We start from the raw sequence: 19,254 nt of genomic DNA on the forward strand, positions 1-19,254 counted from the left end.
ACGAACCGGAGCCGGCGAGGTCAACGGCTCGCCAGGCGCTCCATCATCTCGGCGGTGGCGTCCAGTTCCTTCGCTGCGGCCTGCGCGATCCGGGTCTCGGTTGCCGCTGCAGCCAGGCTGCCCTGCAGGGCTTGCGCGGACCCGTCGAGGCCGGCGACGGCGCCGGACAGGGCCTGCACCTCGCGGCGGAAGGCCGCGATGGCGGCGCGCTGCTCCTCCAGCGCCGCGTCGAGGGAGCGCAGCGCGCGGCGCAGGCGCCGGTCGGCATCGTCCGGGAAGGGGATCACCGACGCGGTGGCGGGCTGGGCCAAGGACGCCATGGAACCTCCGGGCGGCTGTTAACCAACCCTTAGCAGACGTCCTGAATTTGAGAAGACGTAATAAAATTGACTACTTTGTTGTCAATCCCAACAGAAGACAGGCCGCTGCGCCGAGCGACAGCACCCATCGCAACCGCAGATAGCTCGCCGGGACCAATCCTGCGCGCGCCGCGACGCTTTCCACCCCCGCCGTGCCGAGGATCGCCGCCGCGAGCAGCCCGAGCCCGGCCGGCAGCGGCAGCAGCAGCGCCACCCAGGCGATGAGCGCGGGCAGGACCCCGAGCCCGAGCCTGGCCCAGTCCGCCCCGCGCTCCGCCGGGCCGGCGCGCAGCGCCAGGCCCCAGTGGACCGCACCGAGGAAGGCCAGGATCGTCGCGCCATAGGCCGCCAGCGCCGGCGCCGCGCCCGGCCAGCCCAGCGAGGCGCCGAGCGCGAGGCCGGCGAAGGGGACCAGCCCGGCGGGGCCGAGCAGGCGGGCGGGGCGGGGCAGGGCGTCATCCATGCCCCCACATCTCTGCGCGGGGCGACGCGCCGCAAGGGGCGGCGTTTCCCTCCGCGGCGGGGTGCCGCTACATCGGGCCTGCGCTTGGCGGTCCTGCGCATTGCCCTGGGGAACAGGCGACCATCATGGCCATCGGCCTCGAACTGCTGCTGATCCTCCTGCTGGTGCTGCTGAACGGCGCCTTCGCGATGAGCGAGCTCGCGATCGTCTCGGCGCGGCGGTCGCGGCTCGGCGCCATGCAGCGCAAGGGCAGCGCGGGTGCGGAGGCCGCGATCGCGCTGGCCGACGACCCGCAGCGCTTCCTGCCGACGGTGCAGGTCGGCATCACGCTGGTCGGCATCCTGGCTGGCGCCTTCGGCGGCGCGCGGCTGTCCGGCGTGATCGCGGCGGGGCTGGCCGAGGTGCCGCCGATCGCGCCCTTCGCGACCGAGATCGCCTTCGCCATGGTCGTCGTGCTGATCACCTATCTCTCGCTGATCATGGGGGAGCTGGTGCCGAAGCAGCTGGCGCTCCGCCACCCCGAGGCGATCGCGGTCGTCGTCGCGCGCCCGCTGAGCTGGCTCTCGCGCGCCACGGCGCCGGTGGTCTGGCTGCTCTCGACCTCCTCCGCGCTCGTGCTGCGGCTGTTCGGCCGGCACGACCCGTCCGACCAGGCGGTGACGGAGGAGGAAGTCAAGGCCGTGGTGGCGGAGGGCGCGACCTCCGGCGCGATCGAGACCGAGGAGCGCCACATGATCGAGCGCGTCCTGCGCCTGGCGGACAAGCCGGTGCGCGCGCTGATGACGCCGCGCACCGAGCTCGAATGGATCGACCGCGGCGCGCCGCCGGAAGACATCTCGGCGCGGCTCCGCGCCTCGCCCGTCACGCGCTTCGTGGTGGCCGACGGGCGCGTGGACAACGTGCTCGGCGTGGTCGCAGTGAAGGACCTGCTGGACCAGCTGCTGGAAGGCGCGCCGCTGTCCATCGCCGCGGTCATGCGCCAGCCGCTGGTGCTGCCCGACACGCTGTCGGCGCTGGATGCGCTGGAGCGCCTGCGCCACGACGCGATCGGCATGGCGCTGGTGATGGACGAGTACGGCAGCTTCGAGGGCGTGGTGACGGCGTCGGACCTGCTGGAGGCGATCGTCGGCGAGCTCGCGACGGCCGAGGTCGCGGGCGCCGAGCCGGTGAAGCGGCATGACGGCAGCCTGCTGCTGGACGGGCTGATGCCGAGCGACGAGCTGAAGGCGCGGCTGGACCTTCCGGACCTGCCGCGGGAGGGGACGTACCACACCGTCGCGGGGCTGATGCTGGCGCTTCTGCAGCGCGTGCCGAAGGAGGGCGACCGCATCGCCTGGGCGGGCTGGCGCTTCGAGATCATCGACATGGACGGCAGGCGCGTGGACAAGGTCCTCGCGACCCGGGAAGAGCAGGCGGGGGTCTAGATGAACCCTCTCCACCCACAGGGGGGAGAGGGCAGGGTGAGGGGGGAGTGAAGGACAAGTAGCCCGCGCTTCGCTGCGCGCGTCCCCCTCACCCAACCCTCTCCCCGATGAGCACGGAGAGGGGCTGTTGCGACGTCCTAGGATGAACCGAGCCGCTTCAGGACGTCCGCCACCACCGCCTCGAACATCTCCGTCGTCAGCCTTCCGGTCTGGGTGTTGTAGCGGCTGACATGGTAGCTGTCGGCGAGCATCACGCCGTCCGGCAGCGCGTGCACCGCGCCATGCGCGAATTTCAGCCGAGCGGCCGGGATGCCGTAGCCCTTCAGCAGCGCGTTGTGCGCGACGAGGCCGAGCGCGAGGACCGCCTTCAGCCCCGGCATCGCCGCGCGCTCCGCGGCCAGGAAGCGGTTGCAGGTCGCGACCTCGGCCGGCGTCGGCAGGTTCTCCGGCGGCACGCAGCGCACGGCGTTGACGATGCGCACGCCGGTCAGCTCCATCCCGTCGCTCGGGTCCTCGCGGTACTCGCCGCGGGCCAGACCGTATTTCAGCAGCGTCGCATAGAGCAGCTTGCCCGCATGGTCGCCGGTGAAGGGACGGCCGGTGCGGTTCGCGCCCTTCACGCCCGGGGCCAGGCCCAGGATCATGATCGGCGCTTCCGGCGGGCCCCAGCACGGCACCGGGCCGTTGTGCCATTCCGGCCATTTCGCGCGGTTGGCCAGCCGGTATTCCACCAGGCGCGGGCAGAGCGGGCAGTCGCGGCCCGGGGACTCGGCAATCGTCATGCCCCGGGCATAGCCGAGCCCGGGCTACTCCGGCAGGTCCACGGGGTCGCGGAAGGGCTCGGCGGGCGTCGCGCGAGGCCGTTCCGGGGCGCGCGGCGTGGGCGCGGGGCGGGGCCGCGGCTCCACCTGGCGGCGGGTGATGTCGGGCGCGAGGTCGGCGAGGTCGATGAACTGGTCGGCCTGGCGGCGCAGCTCGTCGGAGACCATGGCGGGCTGGGTGCGGATGGTGGACAGCACGGTCACGCGCACGCCCTGCTGCTGCGCGGCCTCCACCATCCGCCGGAGGTCGCCGTCGCCGGCGAAGATCACGGCATGGTCGAGCCGGGGCGCGAGCGTCAGCACGTCCACCGTCATCTCGACCTCGATGTTGCCGCGGACGCGGCGGCGGCCGGCGGCATCGGTGTATTCGCGGGCGGGCTTGGTGATGACGGCATAGCCGTTGTAGCCCAGCCAATCCACCAGCGGCCGGAGCGGCGAGTACTCGTCGTTCTCCAGCAGGGCGGTGTAGTAGGCCGCCCGGACCAGCCGGGCCTGCCGGCGGAAGAAGCCGAGCAGGTTCTTGTAGTCCACGTCGAAGCCAAGGTTGCGCGACGCCCCATAGAGATGGGAGCCGTCGATGAAGAGGCCGAGCCTCTCCTGGGGGTCGAAATGCACGGTTGGAACTTTCGCTCTAATGACCGGGAACATAGGTTGCTGGACGCGGAACGTCATCGTCTCGTTTCGTTAGGCGCGCGGTCGTGATTTCTCCGCCAATGCGCGCAGCGCATTCGTCGGACGCCGCGCAATCGAGCCCCTGGGCGTTTGTCGGGCCTGCACTGGTCGCCATCGGCGCCAACCTGCCCGGATCCGACGGCTCCCCCGCGCTGGAGACCTGCCGCCGCGCGGCGGCGGCGCTGGACGGGCTGGCGGGGCTGCGGCTGCGGGCGCTGTCCCGCTGGTTCGCGACCGCGCCGGTCCCGCCCGCGCCGGGGTCGCCGGACTACGTCAACGCCGTCGCGCTGCTGGAGCCCCGGCCAGGCGCGGCACCGCCCGACCCGGCGGCGCTGCTGGCCTCGCTGCAGGCGATCGAGGCGCGGTTCGGCCGCGTCAGGCCCTTTCCCAACGCGCCGAGGACGCTCGACCTGGACCTGATCGCGCTCGGCGGCCTGGTCCGGGTTGCACCCGATCCCGTCCTGCCGCACCCCCGGATGCAGGACCGCACCTTCGTGCTCGCCCCGCTTTGCGACCTGGCACCGGGCTGGGTGCACCCGGTCCTCGGCCGGACCGCGGCCGAGCTTCTGGCCGGCCTGCCGGCCGAGGAGGCCCGGCCGATGGCCTGATGCCCTGGTGCTTGCACGTGGCGCCGCCGATGGCTACATGGCAGGTTCACCTGCACGGGGAGGGGTTGGCCCGGGCGCTCGCGCGCCCAGGTGACGGCCTCGCCCATAGCCGAACTGGAGTTCGCCCATGGCACGCGTCACGGTCGAGGATTGCGTCCTCAAGGTGCCGAACCGCTTCGAGCTGGTCCTGCACGCCGCCCAGCGCGCGCGCAACATCAGCCGCGGCGAGGAACTCACACTCGAGCGCGACAACGACAAGAACCCCGTCGTGGCGCTGCGCGAGATCGCCGAGGACACGGTGGACCTCGACGCGCTTCAGGCCGACCTCATCAAGTCGCTGCAGCGCGCGCCGGAGCCGGAGCCGGCCGAGGAAGAGGTGCTCGACCTCATCGCGACCGACGAGAACATCTTCGGCGTGATGGACGTGAACGAGGAACCCGCCGGCGATGGCGCGGGGCTCGAGGACCTCTCGGCCGACGACATCGAGGCGGCGATCGCCGCCGAGCTCGGCGGGAAGCGCTGACGCGGCAGGGGTGTAGCGGGGGCCACGCCCCCGCATCCCCGTCCACGCGGCTGCCCCGCCGCGGAGCGGCATCGCGCCCACCCTGCGCCGCGACGGTGCGCCCGTGAGCTGGCGCGCCGCGACCTACGCCCCCGAAGGCCTGGCCGCCGGCGTCGCGCCGACCGCGGGCACGGAACTCGCCAAGACCGTCGCCGCCTACGACCAGCGCGCCGACGCCGCCATGATCGAGCGCGCCTTCGCGCTGGCCAACGAGGCCCATGCCGGCCAGACCCGCGAGAACGGCGACCCCTACATCACCCATCCGCTGGCCGTCGCCGAGATCCTGGCGCAGTACCGGCTGGATAGCGCCTCCATCGCCACCGCGCTGCTGCACGACGTCGCCGAGGACACGCGCACCGGCCTGCCGGAGATCGAGAAGCGCTTCGGCAAGGAAGTCGCGCGCCTGGTGGACGGCGTCACCAAGCTCACCCGGCTCGAGCTGCAGTCCGAGCGCACCAAGCAGGCCGAGAACTTCCGGAAGCTTGTTCTCGCGATGTCGGAGGACATCCGCGTGCTGCTGGTGAAGCTCGCCGATCGCCTGCACAACATGCGGACCCTGCACTACGTCCCGCAGGAAGCCCGCCGGCGGAAGACCGCGCGCGAGACCATGGAGATCTTCGCCCCATTGGCCGAGCGCATCGGCATGGACGCGCTGAAGACCGAGCTCGAGACGCTGGCCTTCCGGGAGCTCGACCCTGACGCCTTCCAGACCATCGCCGCGCGCCGCGCCTTCCTCTACGGCCAGGGCGCCGACCTCATCGAGGAGATCAAGGACGAGATCTCGCTGGTGATGAAGGACGCCGGTGTCGAGGTGCAGGAACTCACGGGGCGCGAGAAGTCGCCCTATTCCATCTGGCTCAAGATGCACGGCAAGAAGGTGGAGTTCGAGCAGCTCTCGGACATCATGGCCTTCCGCATCATCGTGCCCGACAAGGCGGCCTGCTATGGCGCGCTCGGCGCCGTGCACTCGGCCTTCCGCGTGGTCCCCGGGCGCTTCAAGGACTACATCTCGACCCCGAAGCCGAATGGCTACCAGTCGCTGCACACCGGCGTCACCGTGCCGGAAAAGCGCAACGCCAAGATCGAGGTGCAGATCCGCACGCGTGACATGCACGAGGTCGCGGAATACGGCGTCGCCGCGCACTGGATCTACAAGCAGGGCGGCCAGATCGCGCGCGACCAGCAGCGCTTCCCCTGGGTGGGCGCGCTGCTGGATATCCTGGAACAGGCCGCCGAGCCGCAGGAATTCCTGGATGCGACGCGGCTCGAGCTGCATCGCGACCAGGTCTTCTGCTTCACGCCGAAGGGCGACCTGATCGCGCTGCCGCGCGGCGCCACCTGCGTGGACTTCGCCTACCAGGTGCACAGCCAGGTCGGCGACCAGTGCGTGGGTGCCAAGATCAATGGCGTCATCAAACCGTTGCGCACGCCATTGGAAAACGGCGACCAGGTCGAGATCATCACCGCGCGCGGCGGCACGCCCAATCCGCAATGGGAACGCTTCGTCGTCACGGGCAAGGCGAAGGCGCGCATCCGCCGCTTCGTCCACGCCCAGCAGCGCGAGACCCAGAAGCAGGAAGGCCGCGCGGCGATGGCGCGGGCCTTCCGGCAGGAGGGCGTCGAGTTCTCGGAGAAGATCGTCGAGTCCGTGCTGAAGACCTTGAAGCAGCCGAGCTTCGAGGAGCTCTGCCTGGTCGTCGCCTCTGGCGGGGTGACGCCGCGGGACGTGGTGCACGCGGTTTATCCCGAGCTGAAGGGTCCGCCGCGGGCCGCCGATCCGCTGCCGATCGCACGCTCCCGGCCGCGCACCGTGCCGCCGACGCCAAAGGGCGGGCGGCGCGATGTAGCGATGGGCATCTCGGGCTTGGTCGCAGGGATGCAGGTGAATTTCGCGGGCTGCTGCCACCCGCTGCCCGGCGACCGCATCGTCGGAATCGTGAGCACGGGCAAAGGGGTGACGGTCCACAAGGCGGACTGCCACAACCTCTCGGCCTTCGGCGACAACCCCGAGCGGTTCCTCGACATCGACTGGGACTACGAGGGCGGCGCAGGCGGCGTGCATGTCGGGCGGATCGAGGTGGTGACCTCGGCCGATCGCGGCGCGCTGTCGGCGGTGACGGATGCGATCGCGCGGCAGGATGGGGCGATCGAGAACCTGCGGATCCACCATCGCGGACCGGACTTCCAGGAGATCGCGATCGACGTGGAGGTGCAGGACCTCCGGCACCTCTCAAACATCATCGCGGCGCTGCGGGCGGTGCAGGGGGTGGCGCAGGCGGAGCGGGCGAAGGGGTGAGGCTGGCCGGCCTTCTTCTCCCGCGCTTTCTTCTCCTCCCCCGCTTGCGGGGGAGGGCGGGTGGGGGTGCTTCGTCAGGGGCGCCCTTATCCTTGCACCCCCACCCTGACCCTCCCCCGCTTGCGGGGGAGGGAACTGCAGGGAGCGGGGAAGGTGTGTCGCGATGATCATCGGCCTCGGCAGCGACATCATGGATATCCGCCGGATCGAGGCGGTGATCGCCAAGCATGGCGACCGCTTCCTCGACCGCGTCTTCACCCCGCTCGAACGCGCCAAGGCGGAGAAGCGGACCGAGCGGATCCGCGCCGCCACCTACGCCAAGCGCTTCGCGGCGAAGGAAGCGGCCTCCAAGGCGCTCGGGACGGGGTTCCGGCAAGGGGTGTTCTGGAAGGACCTCGGGGTGGTGAACCTCTCCTCCGGCCAGCCGACGCTGCGGATGACGGGCGGCGCGGCGGAACGGCTGAAGGCCATCACCCCCGCGGGCTACCTCGCGCATGTCGCGCTGACCATGACGGACGAATATCCCTACGCCCAGGCCATGGTGATCATCTCCGGCGTTCCCCTCCCGGCCGCGCTGGGCGGACGGGGCGGTGTTCCTTGACAGTGCGCGCCCCCCCGCGCTCTATCCCGCCTCGCAGCGACGGACCCGGCACGGCCGGCCATTAGGTATGCCCCCCAAGACACCTTCCCTGGCGAAGCAGAAGACGGGCGGCTGGCTCGAATCGATCAAGACGATCGTCTATGCCGGCCTGATCGCCATCGGCATCCGCACCATCGCCTTCGAGCCCTTCAACATCCCCTCGGGCTCGATGATCCCGACGCTGCTGGTGGGCGACTACCTCTTCGTCTCGAAATTCTCCTACGGCTATTCCCGGCATTCCATGCCGTTCAGCCCGAACGTCTTCTCGGGGCGGATCTTCGGCAGCCTGCCGCAGCGGGGCGACGTCGTGGTGTTCAAGCTGCCGCGCGACAACTCGACGGACTACATCAAGCGCATCATCGGCCTGCCCGGCGACCGCGTGCAGGTCCGTGGCGGCATCCTGCACCTCAACGGCCAGCCCGTGCGGCGCGAATTCCTCGGCAACTACACCGTGGAAGGCGACGGGCCGCGCATGGTCGTGCGCATGTTCCGCGAGATCCTGCCGGCCCAGCCCGGGATCGAGCCGCACGCCCACAACATCCTCGAGATGTCGGACGACCAGCCCTTCGACAACACGCCGGAATTCGTGGTGCCGGCGAACCATGTCTTCGCGATGGGCGACAACCGCGACAACAGCCTCGACAGCCGGGCGCAGAATGCGGTCGGCTTCATCCCGGTCGAGAACCTGGTCGGCCGCGCCGAGTTCATCTTCTTCTCCGTGGACGGCTCCGCGCGCTGGTGGGAGGCCTGGGGCTGGCCCATGGCGATCCGCTGGTCGCGCCTGTTCAGCGCGGTCCGGTGAGCAGCGCGGCGGAGTCCTCCGTCTCGGCGCTCGCCGCGCGCCTGCCGCACCGCTTCTCCCGGCCCGACCTGCTGCTGCATGCGCTGACGCACCGATCCGCCGCCGATCCGCGGCATCGCATGCTGGATTCCAACGAGCGGCTCGAATTCCTCGGCGACCGCGTGCTGGCGCTCGTGATGGCGGAATGGCTGGCGGAACGCTTCCCCGCGGAACGCGAGGGCGACCTCGGCAAGCGCCTCGCGCATCTCGTGGCGCAGGACAGCCTGGCGCAGGTCGCGCTCGGCCTCGGCGTGGCCGAGGCGCTTCGCATGCCCGCGAACGAGGATCGCAGCGGCGTGCGCCGGCGCGCCTCGGTGCTGTCGGACGCGATGGAGGCGATTCTCGGCGCGCTCTATCTCGATGGCGGGCTCGATCCCGCGCGGGTGCTGGTGCGGCGGGAATGGGCGCCGCTGCTGGAGGCCTCGGCCCGACCGCCGGTCTCGGCCAAGACGCGCCTGCAGGAATGGACGCTGGGGCGGGGGCTCGGCCTGCCGGAATACATGACGGTGTCCACGACGGGGCCGTCGCACAGCCCTCTCTTCGTGGTGCGCGTGCTGGCCGCCGGCCATGACGCGGAGGCCGAGGGCATCAGCAAGCGCGCCGCCGAACAGGCGGCGGCGGCGAAGCTGCTGACGGTGCTGGAGGCATGAGCGGGACGGCGCAGACACGCTGCGGGCTGGTGGCCGTCGTGGGCGCGCCGAATGCCGGCAAGTCCACGCTGGTGAACGCGCTGGCGGGGACGAAGGTCACCATCGTATCGCCGAAGCCGCAGACCACGCGCTTCCGCATCCGCGCCGTGGTGATGCGCGGGCAGAGCCAGATCGTGCTGGTGGACACGCCCGGCATCTTCGCTCCGCGCCGGCGGCTGGATCGCGCCATGGTCAGCGCGGCCTGGGGCGGCGCGCAGGATGCCGACCTGACGGTGCTGCTGGTGGATGCGCGGGCCGGGCTGAAGGACGAGGTGCGCCGGATCGTGGAGGGCCTCGCGAAATCCAGGCGCCCGGTCATGCTCGCCCTGACCAAGGCCGACCTGATCCCGCGCGAGCGGCTGCTGCCGCTGGCGAAGGAGCTGAACGACCTGCTGCCGTTCAGCGAGACGTTCATGATCTCCGCGCTCAAGGGCGACGGGCTGGACCGGCTGCTCGACACGCTCGCCGCGGCGATGCCGGAAGGCCCCTACCTGTTCCCCGAGGACGACCTGTCGGACCTGCCGCAGCGGATGCTGGCCGCCGAGATCGTGCGCGAGCAGATCCTGCGCCAGACGCATGAGGAGGTGCCGCACCACGCGACGGTCGAGACCGAGCAGTGGGAGGAGCGGAAGGACGGCAGCGCGCGCATCGACGTCACGGTCTATGTCAGCCGCGCCACCCAGAAGGCGATCCTGATCGGCGACAAGGGATCGCGCATCAGGGAGATCGGCGCGCGCGCCCGGGCGGAGCTCGAGAAGCTGCTGGAGCGCCGGATCCACCTGTTCCTCAACGTCAAGGAACGTGCGGGCTGGGACGAGGAGCGCGGCAGGCTCCGCGCCCTGGGCCTCGACGACCCGGGCTGACGCCCGCGCGGTTCAGGCGATCACGCAATCCGCTGGATGCGGCCCGACATCCGCTGACGCGGATGCGGCGAGTTACCAGCCGGTCGGCAGCCGGGTGTCGATGCGGAGCGGCCGGCCGCCAATTCTTCCGACTCGCCCGTCGACCATGCCGGACCGGCCGGATTGCGGGTTCCAGGCCGAGGCGATGCGCGAAAGTTCCCGGCCGCGCGGCGACATGTCGACCGGAACGCCGTCGCCGCCATCCGTCCAGGTCCGCACGGGCCCGCTGTCGAGATGCACGAAGCCGCGCGTCCGATAGACGCCGACACCGCCCTTGGCGAGCTTCAGCGCCGTCTCCGCCACCGCGGGTAGGCGCCCGGCCGGGACGCCGATATCCATCGCGCCGGCACGCAGATGCTGGCTGTCGCCGGCGCCGTTGACCGCGCGGTTGACCGCCGGCGTGCGGTAGCCCGAATGCACGTCGAGCACTTCGCCGAGGCGCGTGCGGGCCGCGACTTCCCAGACGATCTCGATGGTGTCGGCGTCGAAGGGCAAGGGCGGGTTGCAGCCGGCATCGGCCAGGCAGGCCGACAGGTCGGCCATCGCCTGCGGGTCGGCGCGCCGCCCGTCATGCCAGATGCCGTTGAAGCGGGCGCCTGTGCCCTGGTGCTTCAGCGTGATGCGCTTCGCATCCGCCGCGCGGCCGGCGCGCGGGAGGAGGAGCGTGCAGAAGGCGGCGGTGCCGCCGAGCAGGAAGCTGCGTCGCATGACATTCCCTTACCCGCGGCGGGCGCCCTTGGCGACCCGACCTCGCGGCCTTGCGACGAGGTCAGGCTCAAGATGGCGTCACCGGCCCGGCGCCTTGATCCGCCCCGCGGGACATGGGAAGGCTGTCCCATGGAATGGCAGGCCCCGGCGGTGGTGCTGGATGTGCGCCCGCTCGGCGAATCCGGCGCGGTGGTGACGCTGCTGACGGAGCAGCATGGCCGCCATGCCGGCCTGGCCAAGGGCGGCGCGAGCCGGGCGCAGGCGGCGCTCTGGCAGCCCGGCAACCTGGTCGAGGCGAAATGGGTGGCTCGGCTGGCGGACCAGCTCGGCGCGCTGAGCGGGGAGCTCGTCCACGCCGCGGCCGCGCTGGCGATGGAGGACCCGCTCGCGCTCGCCGTGCTGCGCGCCGCGACAGGCGTCGCCGAGGGCGCGCTGCCCGAGCGCGAGGCGCATCCCCGGATCTTCCGCGGCCTGGTCGCGCTGATCGCCCAGCTCGCCCGCGGCCCGGACCAGGCGGTGCCGGAGCTCGTGCGGTGGGAGGCCGAGCTGCTGGCCGATCTCGGCTACGGGCTCGACCTCGTGCGCTGCGCCGCGAGCGGCACGACGGAGGACCTGGCCTTCGTATCGCCGCGAACGGGCAGGGCGGTGTCGGCCGCGGCGGCCGGGGCATGGCGGGACCGGCTGCTGCCGCTGCCGCCCTTCCTGCTGGGGCAGGGACCGTCCGGGCCGGCGGACTGGCTCGCGGGGCTGCGGCTGACCGGCCATTTCCTCGCGCGCGACGTGTTCGGGACGCATCACCGGCCGCTGCCGGCGGCGCGGGAGATGCTGCTGGACCGGATCGCGGCGCTCGGGGCCTGATACCGCCGTGCCTATTGCCTGACCTCCGGCCTGCGTAGCGGGCCGAGCGGCCGAATGGCCGCCGCCGCTTGTGCGGCGAGCCAAGCCGGCGGATGCCGGCGCCGGCGCTTGAGGGCGTTTGTGTGTCAACACAAACGCAACACGGTACGGAGGCGGGCCTCGGTCTTTTTCCCTTGACCTTTATGGCCTACCAAGCGCGCCGATGCGCGCGGCGGCCGTTCCCGCGCCGAGGGGATGCGCGATGCTGGCTGCGCTGCGGCAGCGACTGGGACATTGGCTTCTCTCGGGGCTTTCCGGTGCCGAGGCGGCGGGCGCGAGGCGGGCGCACGGGCTCGACGCCGGGCCGGACAGCGCTCCGGACCGGGCGGCGGCGATCGAGCGGCGCCTGCACCTGATCGAGGAGCGGCTGCGCATCGCCGAGCATTTCGACCAGGGTGGCCGGGCGACCTATGTCGGGAACGGCCTGGTGCTCGTGAAATGCGTCGTCCGCGGCGTCCAGATCGTCTACCTCGTCCATGGCGACGACCGGCTGCTGAGCCCGTGGTTCATCGCCTCCGGCGCCTACGAAACCGAGCTGACGGAGTTCTTCGTCCGCACGCTGCGGCCGGACGACCGCTGCCTCGATGTCGGGGCGAATTTCGGCTACTTCACCTGCCTCTTCGCGCGCTTCGCGCCGAGCGGGCGCGTCCTCGGCATCGAGCCCGAGCCCGCGACCTTTACGCTGCTGCGCGACAACATCCACGCCAACGGCCTTGCGGGGCTGGCCGAGGCCGTGCATGCCGCCGTGACCGACAGGCGCGGGCCCGTCACGCTGCACAGGCGGGTCAGGCGGGCGGGCAACACCAGCATCACCGCCCCAAACCCCGATTTCGTCCGCAAGCTGGGCGAGCCGCCCTCCGAGAGCTTCGAGATCAAGGGCGTGATCCTGGACCGCCTGGCCGACAAGTTCGAGGGCCGCGTCGACGTCATGAAGGTGGACGTCGAGGGCGCCGAGCCCCTGGTCTTCCGCGGCGCGCGCGAGACGATCGCGCGCAACCCGCGCATCCAGATCGTCATGGAATGGTCGCCCGGCCAGATCCGCGGCGCCGGCTTCGACGCCGGGGTCTTCCTCGGGGAGCTCGAGGCGATGGGGCTCCGCTTCTTCGACCTCGAGGGCGGCACGCCCAAGGCCTTGGGCAGGGAGGCGCTGCTCGCGCTCGACTACCGCGGCGGCGTCCTGCTGGCGCGGGAGCCGCGCTGACCGCCGCAACGACGGCGCCCCATGGTGGCGCCGGGCACGCCGAGGGTGTAGGCCAGAGGCCTTAGGGAACGAACCGCGAATCCATGCCTGACGACATCAAGACGCTCCCCCCCGGAGGTCCCGGGGGCGACCGTGAAACGGGGCTCGCCGACGCGCTGTCGGAGCGCTACCTCGCCTACGCGCTGTCCACCATCGTCAGCCGGTCGCTGCCGGACGTCCGGGACGGGCTGAAGCCGGTCCACCGCCGGCTGCTCTACGCCATGCACCAGCTGAAGCTCGACCCGGCGGCGGGCTTCAAGAAATGCGCCCGCATCGTGGGCGACGTCATGGGCAAGTACCACCCGCATGGCGACAGCAGCATCTACGAGGCGCTGGTCCGCCAGGCCCAGGACTTCGCCGCGCGCTACCCCCTGGTCGAGGGGCAGGGCAATTTCGGCAACATCGACGGCGATAACGCTGCGGCCATGCGCTACACCGAGGCCCGCCTGACCGAAGTCGCGCAGGCCCTCCTCGAGGGGATCGAGGAGAACGCCGTCGATTTCCGCCCGACCTATGACGGCGAGGAGAAGGAGCCGCTGGTCCTGCCGGCGGCCTTCCCCAACCTGCTGGCGAACGGCGCGGCGGGCATCGCGGTGGGCATGGCGACCTCCATTCCGCCGCACAATGCGGGCGAGGTCTGCGCCGCGGCGCTGGAGCTCATCGGCGATCCCGACGTGTCCGTCGATGCGCTGCTGAAGCACATGCCGGGCCCGGACTTCCCTACTGGCGGCATCCTGGTGGAGTCCAAGGACGCGCTGCGCGAGGCGTACGCCACCGGCCGGGGCGGCTTCCGCGTGCGCGCGAAGTGGCAGGTCGAGAAGCTCAAGGGCGGCACCTGGCACGTCGTCGTCACGGAGATCCCCTACCAGGTCCAGAAGTCCCGGCTGATCGAGCAGATCGCGGAGCTGATGGAGGAAAAGAAGTTGCCGCTCCTCGGCGACGTGCGCGACGAGAGCACGGACGTCGTGCGCATGGTGCTGGAGCCGAAGTCGCGCACCGTCGATCCCGCCGTGATGATGGAGACGCTGTTCCGCGCCACCGCGCTGGAAAGCCGCTTCCCGCTGAACATGAACGTGCTCGACGCCGACCGCACCCCGCGCGTGATGGGGCTGAAGGAGGTGCTGCGCGCCTGGCTCGACCACCGGCATGTCGTGCTGGTGCGCCGATCGGAGCACCGCCTCGCCCAGATCGCGCGGCGGCTCGAGATCCTCGACGGCTACCTCATCGTCTACCTCAACCTTGACGAGGTCATCCGCATCGTCCGCGAGGAGGACAAGCCGAAGGAAGCCCTGATGGCAGCCTTCAGCCTGACCGAGGTGCAGGCGAACGCCATCCTGGACATGCGGCTGCGCGCCCTGCGGAAGCTCGAGGAGATGGAGATCCGCAAGGAGCACAAGAAGCTCAGCGCGGAGCAGAAGAAGCTGCAGGGCCTGCTGAAGAGCGAGAAGTCCCGCTGGGACGCGATCGCAGCCGAGATCGAGGCGATCCGCGCCAAGTTCGGCGACGGCGCGCTCGGCAGGCGGCGCACCGAGGTCGGCAAGGCGCTGCCCGAGGTCACGGTGGACGAGGCGGCCTTCGTGGAGAAGGAACCGATCACCGTCATCCTGTCGGAGAAGGGCTGGATCCGCGCGGCGAAGGGGCACCTCCCTGGGGATGCGGAGCTCAAGTTCAAGGAAGGCGATGCGCTGCACGCCGCCGTGCATGCGCAGACCACCGACCGCATCGTGCTCTTTGCCACCAACGGCAAGGCCTACACGCTGAAGGCCGATGCGATCCCGCGCGGCCGGGGCGACGGCCAGCCCGTACGGCTGATGCTGGAGCTGACGAACGAGGACGCGGTCGTCGCGATGTTCGTCCACCAGGACGGCGTGAAGTGGCTGCTGGCCTCGACCGACGGCAAGGGCTTCGTCGCGCGGGGCGAGGAACTGCTGGCGGAGAAGCGCACTGGCAAGCAGGTGCTGCTGGTCGAGGGCGGCAAGGAGGCGCTGGTCTGCACGCCGGTCGAGGGCGACAGCGTCGCCGCGGTCACGGACAACCGCATGCTGGTCTTCCCGCTGGACCAGGTGCCGGAGATGACGCGCGGCCGCGGCGTGCAGCTGATCGCGCTCAAGGACGGGGAGCTCAAGGACGCAAAAACCTTCGCGTCCCGGGAAGGGCTGTCCTGGACCTATGGCAGCGGCGTGCGCGTCGAGACGGACCTCAGGACCTGGCGCGGCCAGCGCGCCCAGGCCGGCAAGGCGCCGCCCAACGGCTTCCCGCGCAGCCGCAAGTTCGGGGTGTGATTATCAGGGTCTGCGCCGCCCTTGTGCACCGCAACGGTTTCGCTTGCGGCGCGCCGCGCGACGTGTCGTAGTACGGTGGTGCGGCGGCGGCCCTCGGTCCGGCGCCCACCCCCGTTCGAGGAAGCAAGCTGCCTGTCATCGCTCCGCCCGCTGGGCGGCGAAGGAGCCTGCCATGTGGATGCAACCCACGATCCGCGACCTGCTCGACACCCTGGCGGCGGCGGCCCCGGATTCGACCGAGGCGCTGCGCCGCGCCCGCGCGGAGACGCTGCAGCTTCTCGTCGCGCTGTTCGGCCCGCGGGAGGGCGAGCCCGATGCGGCGCTGCGCGAGAAGATCGCCCGCGCGCTGGATGCCGTGATGGCGGAACGAATGGCGCGGCGGCCGGCCCTGGTGCCGGCCTGACCTAGCGCCGGGCCGGTTCTCCACCACGAAGGGCTGGCCGAAGGCGGCCTGGTAATGCGGCGCCAGCGCGCGGGCCATCTGGTCGCTGCCGGGGCGCCGCGGCGTCATCACGACGAAGCGCACCGGGCGGTCCGGCCAGGCGGGCTGGGCGCGCACCGCACCGGCGCGAAGCGCCAGCGGCGCGGCGAGCAGCGCCCGGTGGGACCCGGTCAGGGTCATGCGGCTGGTCCCCGGTCGGCGCCGCTCAGCCCGTGACGCTGATCCTGGCGTGGTCGGCCGCGGCAGGCGCGGCGTCGGCATGCTCCGGCAGCACGCGCCACATGCCGCCCGACAGCGTCTCGCTCGGGCGGAAGCGCGCCTTGTAGGCCATCTTCCGGCTCTCCGGGACCCAGTAGCCGAGATAGACATAGGGCAAGCCGAGCGAGCGGGCGCGCGAGACCAGCCAGAGGATCGCATAGGTGCCGAGGCTGCGCTTGTCCGCATCGGGCTCGTAGAAGGAATAGACGGCCGACAGCCCGTCGGAGAGCCAGTCCGTCAGGCAGGCGCCGAGCAGGCGGTTCCGCGCGTCGCGGAACTCCACCATCCCCGTGGTGATCGGCGTGTCCTCCACCATGGCGCGGTAGTCGTAGAAGCCCATCGCCGCCATGTCGCCGTCGCCGTGGCGCGCGGTCTGGTAGCGCTGGAACAGCGCGAACTGCTCGGCGCTGGCGCGCGCCGGCATCTCATAGGCCGCGATGTCGGCATTGGCCTTCATCACCTTCCGCTGCGAGCGGTCGGGCTGGAAGGCGCCGGTGATGATGCGGATCGGGATGCAGGCGCGGCAGCCCGGGCAGACCGGGGAATAGGCGATGTTGTGGCTGCGCCGGAACCCCGCGCGGGACAGCCGGTCGTGCAGCGCCTCGGCCTCGTTCCCCGCGAGCTCGGTGACGATCTTCCGCTCCGTCCGGCCCGCGAGATACGGACAGGGCAGGGGAGCGGTGGTGTAGAAGAACTGCGGGCGGCGGGCGGCGCGGTGGAGCATTCAGCCCCTATCCTCGGCGGAAGGTCGCGGCGAATCAACCATCCCGACGGTCGGCTCCATCACGGTGACAGCCGGATCAGGCCCGCCTCGCGGTCCGGTACGCGGCCGAGGCGGAGAACGTCGCCGTCCCGCCACCGTTCCAGCAGGTCGCCCCAATGATCGGAGAGCGGGTTGCCGGACTGGCCGGTCGCGATCATGGCCAGCGCGCCCTCGGGGTCCGAGAGGTCGAAGACCACGCGAAGCCCCGCGCCGTGGACATGCGCGAAGGGCGTCGCGCCGGCGTCGCGGAAGCCGCCGCGCGAGACCGTCTCGCCATCGCCCGAGGTCTCGATCCGGAGCCCGACCAGGCCGCCGAGGACGGGGACGAAGCGCAGCAGCGGGTGCTCGAAGCGCGCGACATGCGCTGTCCCCCAGCGCCAGGAAGCGGGATCGCGGCCCTGCTGGTCGCGGAGCGACCGCACGGCCTCATCGAGCGAGCGCGAGAGCAGCGCGGCGCAGCGGTCCCGGCCGCACCAGGCCTCGGCGCCCTCGGGACGGAGCAGGGCGGCGAGGAACTCCGCGCCGCCGGGCTCCTGGCCGGGTGCGATGTCCAGCTCCGCCATGGCGAGCGCGCCGCGCCGCAACGCGGCCATCCAGGCGTTGAAGATGAGGGGCTGCGGGAGCCCGGCTTCCATCCGTCCGTCCCAATCGCGCAGCAGCGCATGGGCAGGCGCCGCCTCGGGCGAGGGCGCGACGGTGCGCAGCACCGGCAGGACCTCCTGCGCGAAGCTGGAGACGACGTCCATCTGCATCCGCGCAAAGCCTTCGGCGTCGTGCCGCGGCGGGGCGCGGAGCAGTTCGGCGATGCGGCGCAGGCGCCAGTCGCCGGGGAAGGACCGGCCGAGGAAGACCGGCCCGTCCGGCGGGACCGGGCGGCTGTTGGCGGCGGCGAGGATGCCGGTCGGCGGGTCCTCGGCATGGGGCATCGAGTCGAAGGGGATGAAGCCCGTCCAGTCCGCCGCGCCGTCCCAGCCGGGGCGTGGGACCGACCCGTCGCCGGATCGCCGGATCGGCGTGCGGCCCACCAGGTATTGCGCGATGCGGCCGGAGGCATCCGCTACCGTCAGCGTCTGCGGGGGCGAGGCCAGGCGCGAGGCCGCGTCCCGCGCCTGCGCGACGCCGGTCGCCCGGTTCAGCGCGAGCAGCGCGTCCGCCGCCGTGTCGCGCGGCGCGAGGTTCGCCATCGCGACCGACAGCACCATCCCGCCCTGCCGGTCGGGCCTGCCGTCGAGGTCGCTGACCACGGGCCCGTGCCGCGTCTCGCGCACAATCATCACCTCGTCGGGCTGGCCGCGCACGCGGATCCGCTCCTCCCGCGTCGCGAAGGGGCGCGGGCCGTCGGGCGTGTCGTGGAGGCCCTCGCCCGCCAGCCGTTCCAGGAAGACGTCCTGGGTGTCGGAATGGGTGGTGGTGAAGCCCCAGGCCAGCGCCTCGTTGCGGCCGATGAGCATGAAGGGGGCGCCAGGCACCGTCGCGCCGGCGCGGAAGCGCCCGTCCGGCAGGTCCACCCGGGCGAGATACCACATGATGGGCGCCTGGAAGCCGAGATGCGGGTCGTTCGCCAGCAGCGGCGCGCCGGCGGCGGAGCGGGCGGCGGCCACCGCCCAGGCGTTGGAAGCGGAGGAGGGGTGCGGCGCGTCCACGCCGAAAGCCGGCACCGCGGCGAGCACCCGCCCGGCATGGCCCGGCGGCAACCCCGCGAGATCGGCGCGGAGCGCGCTCAGCCCCTCGGGAAAGAGGACCCGGAGTCGCTCGGGCGGAAGCGCCTGGGCCAGCTCGGCGCGGGCGATGTCGCCGCGCCAGTCCCCAGACAGCCACAGCCCCAGCACCTTCGCCCAGAGCAGCGAATCCTCGGGCTTCCAGGGCGCGGGCTCGCCGAGTGCGATGAACTCCGGCGCGGCGAGTCGGCCGCGGACCTCGAGCAGGGCGTTCACGCCCTGCGCATAGGCGGCGAGCAGGTCGCGCGTCTCCGGCGCGAGGCCGTCCAGGTCGTCGCGGGCGCGCTGTGCCAGGCCCATCAGGCGGGAGAAGCGGTCGAGCCGGAGCGCCGAGGGGCCGGCAAGCTCGGCCAGCCGGCCTTCGGCGCCGCGGCGCATCATCTCCATCTGGAACATCCGGTCGCGGGCATGCAGCCAGCCCATCACGACGGCGGCGTCGCGCTCGGTCGCGGCCTGGATTCGCGGCACGCCGTGGCTGTCCAGCGTCACCGCGACCGGGGCGGAGAGGCCGGGGATGCGGATGTCCTCCCGCGCATCGGGGAGGGAGGTGAACAGCAGGGCGAGGGTAAAAAAGGCGCCGAGCACGGCGAGCGTCAGCAGAAACGCAAGGAGTTTCAGCGAGAAGATGGCGAAACCCCGCATCAGAGGGGGTTGCCCCGGTGCGAGTCG

19 protein-coding genes are annotated in these 19,254 nt (G+C 71.7%); 12 read left to right on the forward strand and 7 right to left on the reverse strand.

Annotated elements, in window-relative coordinates:
* Window positions 1–20: 20 nt before the first annotated feature.
* Together ACLF3M_RS18610 and ACLF3M_RS18615 are read right to left on the reverse strand one after the other, a co-directional pair.
* Entirely contained in the window at window positions 21–320 is a 300-nt protein-coding gene (locus ACLF3M_RS18610) for a hypothetical protein (RefSeq protein ID WP_430658468.1), read from the reverse strand.
* A gap of 70 nt (window positions 321–390) precedes the next feature.
* Window positions 391–822, reverse strand: a complete 432-nt coding sequence (locus ACLF3M_RS18615; protein WP_430658469.1) for a DUF3429 domain-containing protein — start codon at window positions 820–822, stop codon at window positions 391–393.
* Between the two features lie 125 nt (window positions 823–947).
* On the opposite strand from ACLF3M_RS18615, the gene ACLF3M_RS18620 reads away from it, so the two are divergent.
* Window positions 948–2,246, forward strand: a complete 1,299-nt coding sequence (locus ACLF3M_RS18620; RefSeq protein WP_430658470.1) for a hemolysin family protein — start codon at window positions 948–950, stop codon at window positions 2,244–2,246.
* A 137-nt stretch (window positions 2,247–2,383) separates the two neighbouring features.
* On the opposite strand, the gene ACLF3M_RS18625 is transcribed toward ACLF3M_RS18620, so the two are convergent.
* Window positions 2,384–3,028, reverse strand: coding sequence for a uracil-DNA glycosylase (locus tag ACLF3M_RS18625; protein WP_430658471.1), 645 nt, complete (start codon window positions 3,026–3,028; stop codon window positions 2,384–2,386).
* 24 nt (window positions 3,029–3,052) lie between these two features.
* A complete protein-coding gene (locus tag ACLF3M_RS18630) occupies window positions 3,053–3,682 on the reverse strand; it encodes an NYN domain-containing protein (RefSeq protein ID WP_430658472.1) in 630 nt (209 codons plus the stop codon).
* 98 nt (window positions 3,683–3,780) lie between these two features.
* On the opposite strand from ACLF3M_RS18630, the gene folK reads away from it, so the two are divergent.
* The 7 genes from folK (at window position 3,781) to era (ending at window position 10,238) form a co-directional block, all read left to right on the forward strand.
* Entirely contained in the window at window positions 3,781–4,347 is a 567-nt protein-coding gene (folK, locus tag ACLF3M_RS18635; protein ID WP_430658473.1) for a 2-amino-4-hydroxy-6-hydroxymethyldihydropteridine diphosphokinase, read from the forward strand.
* A 127-nt stretch (window positions 4,348–4,474) separates the two neighbouring features.
* The gene (gene rpoZ / locus ACLF3M_RS18640) at window positions 4,475–4,870 is read left to right on the forward strand and encodes a DNA-directed RNA polymerase subunit omega (RefSeq protein WP_430658474.1); all 396 of its coding nucleotides are present in this window, start codon (window positions 4,475–4,477) and stop codon (window positions 4,868–4,870) included.
* Between the two features lie 82 nt (window positions 4,871–4,952).
* Window positions 4,953–7,205, forward strand: a complete 2,253-nt coding sequence (locus tag ACLF3M_RS18645) for a RelA/SpoT family protein (protein WP_430658581.1) — start codon at window positions 4,953–4,955, stop codon at window positions 7,203–7,205.
* A gap of 163 nt (window positions 7,206–7,368) precedes the next feature.
* Window positions 7,369–7,806, forward strand: coding sequence for a holo-ACP synthase (acpS, locus tag ACLF3M_RS18650; protein ID WP_430658475.1), 438 nt, complete (start codon window positions 7,369–7,371; stop codon window positions 7,804–7,806).
* Window positions 7,807–7,873: 67 nt separating this feature from the next.
* Window positions 7,874–8,647 carry a signal peptidase I gene (gene lepB / locus ACLF3M_RS18655; protein ID WP_430658476.1) on the forward strand — a complete coding sequence of 258 codons (774 nt, stop codon included), beginning with the start codon at window positions 7,874–7,876 and terminating at the stop codon, window positions 8,645–8,647.
* Window positions 8,644–9,336 (forward strand): ribonuclease III, encoded by a 693-nt coding sequence (gene rnc, locus ACLF3M_RS18660; RefSeq protein WP_430658477.1) that lies wholly within the window; start codon window positions 8,644–8,646, stop codon window positions 9,334–9,336. The genes lepB and rnc overlap by 4 nt, the downstream gene beginning before the upstream one ends.
* On the forward strand, window positions 9,333–10,238 hold the full coding sequence (gene era, locus ACLF3M_RS18665) for a GTPase Era (RefSeq protein WP_430658478.1): 906 nt from the start codon (window positions 9,333–9,335) through the stop codon (window positions 10,236–10,238). The genes rnc and era overlap by 4 nt, the downstream gene beginning before the upstream one ends.
* A gap of 72 nt (window positions 10,239–10,310) precedes the next feature.
* Here the strand turns inward: era and ACLF3M_RS18670 are convergent, their stop codons facing one another.
* Window positions 10,311–10,985: a YcbK family protein gene (locus tag ACLF3M_RS18670; protein ID WP_430658479.1), complete on the reverse strand. Its 675-nt coding sequence runs from the start codon at window positions 10,983–10,985 to the stop codon at window positions 10,311–10,313.
* Between the two features lie 129 nt (window positions 10,986–11,114).
* Between ACLF3M_RS18670 and recO the strand changes: the two genes are divergently transcribed.
* The 4 genes from recO (at window position 11,115) to ACLF3M_RS18690 (ending at window position 15,807) form a co-directional block, all read left to right on the forward strand.
* On the forward strand, window positions 11,115–11,843 hold the full coding sequence (gene recO, locus ACLF3M_RS18675; protein WP_430658480.1) for a DNA repair protein RecO: 729 nt from the start codon (window positions 11,115–11,117) through the stop codon (window positions 11,841–11,843).
* 241 nt (window positions 11,844–12,084) lie between these two features.
* Window positions 12,085–13,083: an FkbM family methyltransferase gene (locus tag ACLF3M_RS18680; protein WP_430658481.1), complete on the forward strand. Its 999-nt coding sequence runs from the start codon at window positions 12,085–12,087 to the stop codon at window positions 13,081–13,083.
* Window positions 13,084–13,166: 83 nt separating this feature from the next.
* The gene (parC, locus tag ACLF3M_RS18685) at window positions 13,167–15,404 is read left to right on the forward strand and encodes a DNA topoisomerase IV subunit A (protein ID WP_430658482.1); all 2,238 of its coding nucleotides are present in this window, start codon (window positions 13,167–13,169) and stop codon (window positions 15,402–15,404) included.
* 172 nt (window positions 15,405–15,576) lie between these two features.
* Complete coding sequence (locus ACLF3M_RS18690; RefSeq protein ID WP_430658483.1) at window positions 15,577–15,807, forward strand: hypothetical protein; 231 nt, start codon at window positions 15,577–15,579, stop codon at window positions 15,805–15,807.
* Window positions 15,808–16,051: 244 nt separating this feature from the next.
* Here the strand turns inward: ACLF3M_RS18690 and ACLF3M_RS18695 are convergent, their stop codons facing one another.
* Window positions 16,052–16,828 (reverse strand): arginyltransferase, encoded by a 777-nt coding sequence (locus tag ACLF3M_RS18695; RefSeq protein WP_430658484.1) that lies wholly within the window; start codon window positions 16,826–16,828, stop codon window positions 16,052–16,054.
* Window positions 16,829–16,887: 59 nt separating this feature from the next.
* Window positions 16,888–19,227 (reverse strand): penicillin acylase family protein, encoded by a 2,340-nt coding sequence (locus tag ACLF3M_RS18700; RefSeq protein WP_430658485.1) that lies wholly within the window; start codon window positions 19,225–19,227, stop codon window positions 16,888–16,890.
* Window positions 19,228–19,254: the final 27 nt, after the last annotated feature.

Origin of the sequence: Falsiroseomonas sp. HW251, from assembly GCF_050563545.1 — a bacterium.
In the GTDB taxonomy this organism is placed as follows: domain Bacteria; phylum Pseudomonadota; class Alphaproteobacteria; order Acetobacterales; family Acetobacteraceae; genus Falsiroseomonas.

Excerpts from the sequence above, each read along its gene's own strand:
- ACLF3M_RS18610 (WP_430658468.1), bottom strand. The coding sequence starts at position 320 with ATGGCGTCCTTGGCCCAGCCCGCCACCGCGTCGGTGATCCCCTTCCCG.
- ACLF3M_RS18615 (WP_430658469.1), bottom strand. The coding sequence starts at position 822 with ATGGATGACGCCCTGCCCCGCCCCGCCCGCCTGCTCGGCCCCGCCGGG.
- ACLF3M_RS18620 (WP_430658470.1), top strand. The coding sequence starts at position 948 with ATGGCCATCGGCCTCGAACTGCTGCTGATCCTCCTGCTGGTGCTGCTG.
- ACLF3M_RS18625 (WP_430658471.1), bottom strand. The coding sequence starts at position 3,028 with ATGACGATTGCCGAGTCCCCGGGCCGCGACTGCCCGCTCTGCCCGCGC.
- folK (WP_430658473.1), top strand. The coding sequence starts at position 3,781 with ATGCGCGCAGCGCATTCGTCGGACGCCGCGCAATCGAGCCCCTGGGCG.
- rpoZ (WP_430658474.1), top strand. The coding sequence starts at position 4,475 with ATGGCACGCGTCACGGTCGAGGATTGCGTCCTCAAGGTGCCGAACCGC.
- acpS (WP_430658475.1), top strand. The coding sequence starts at position 7,369 with ATGATCATCGGCCTCGGCAGCGACATCATGGATATCCGCCGGATCGAG.
- lepB (WP_430658476.1), top strand. The coding sequence starts at position 7,874 with ATGCCCCCCAAGACACCTTCCCTGGCGAAGCAGAAGACGGGCGGCTGG.
- era (WP_430658478.1), top strand. The coding sequence starts at position 9,333 with ATGAGCGGGACGGCGCAGACACGCTGCGGGCTGGTGGCCGTCGTGGGC.
- ACLF3M_RS18670 (WP_430658479.1), bottom strand. The coding sequence starts at position 10,985 with ATGCGACGCAGCTTCCTGCTCGGCGGCACCGCCGCCTTCTGCACGCTC.
- recO (WP_430658480.1), top strand. The coding sequence starts at position 11,115 with ATGGAATGGCAGGCCCCGGCGGTGGTGCTGGATGTGCGCCCGCTCGGC.
- ACLF3M_RS18680 (WP_430658481.1), top strand. The coding sequence starts at position 12,085 with ATGCTGGCTGCGCTGCGGCAGCGACTGGGACATTGGCTTCTCTCGGGG.
- parC (WP_430658482.1), top strand. The coding sequence starts at position 13,167 with ATGCCTGACGACATCAAGACGCTCCCCCCCGGAGGTCCCGGGGGCGAC.
- ACLF3M_RS18690 (WP_430658483.1), top strand. The coding sequence starts at position 15,577 with ATGTGGATGCAACCCACGATCCGCGACCTGCTCGACACCCTGGCGGCG.
- ACLF3M_RS18695 (WP_430658484.1), bottom strand. The coding sequence starts at position 16,828 with ATGCTCCACCGCGCCGCCCGCCGCCCGCAGTTCTTCTACACCACCGCT.
- ACLF3M_RS18700 (WP_430658485.1), bottom strand. The coding sequence starts at position 19,227 with ATGCGGGGTTTCGCCATCTTCTCGCTGAAACTCCTTGCGTTTCTGCTG.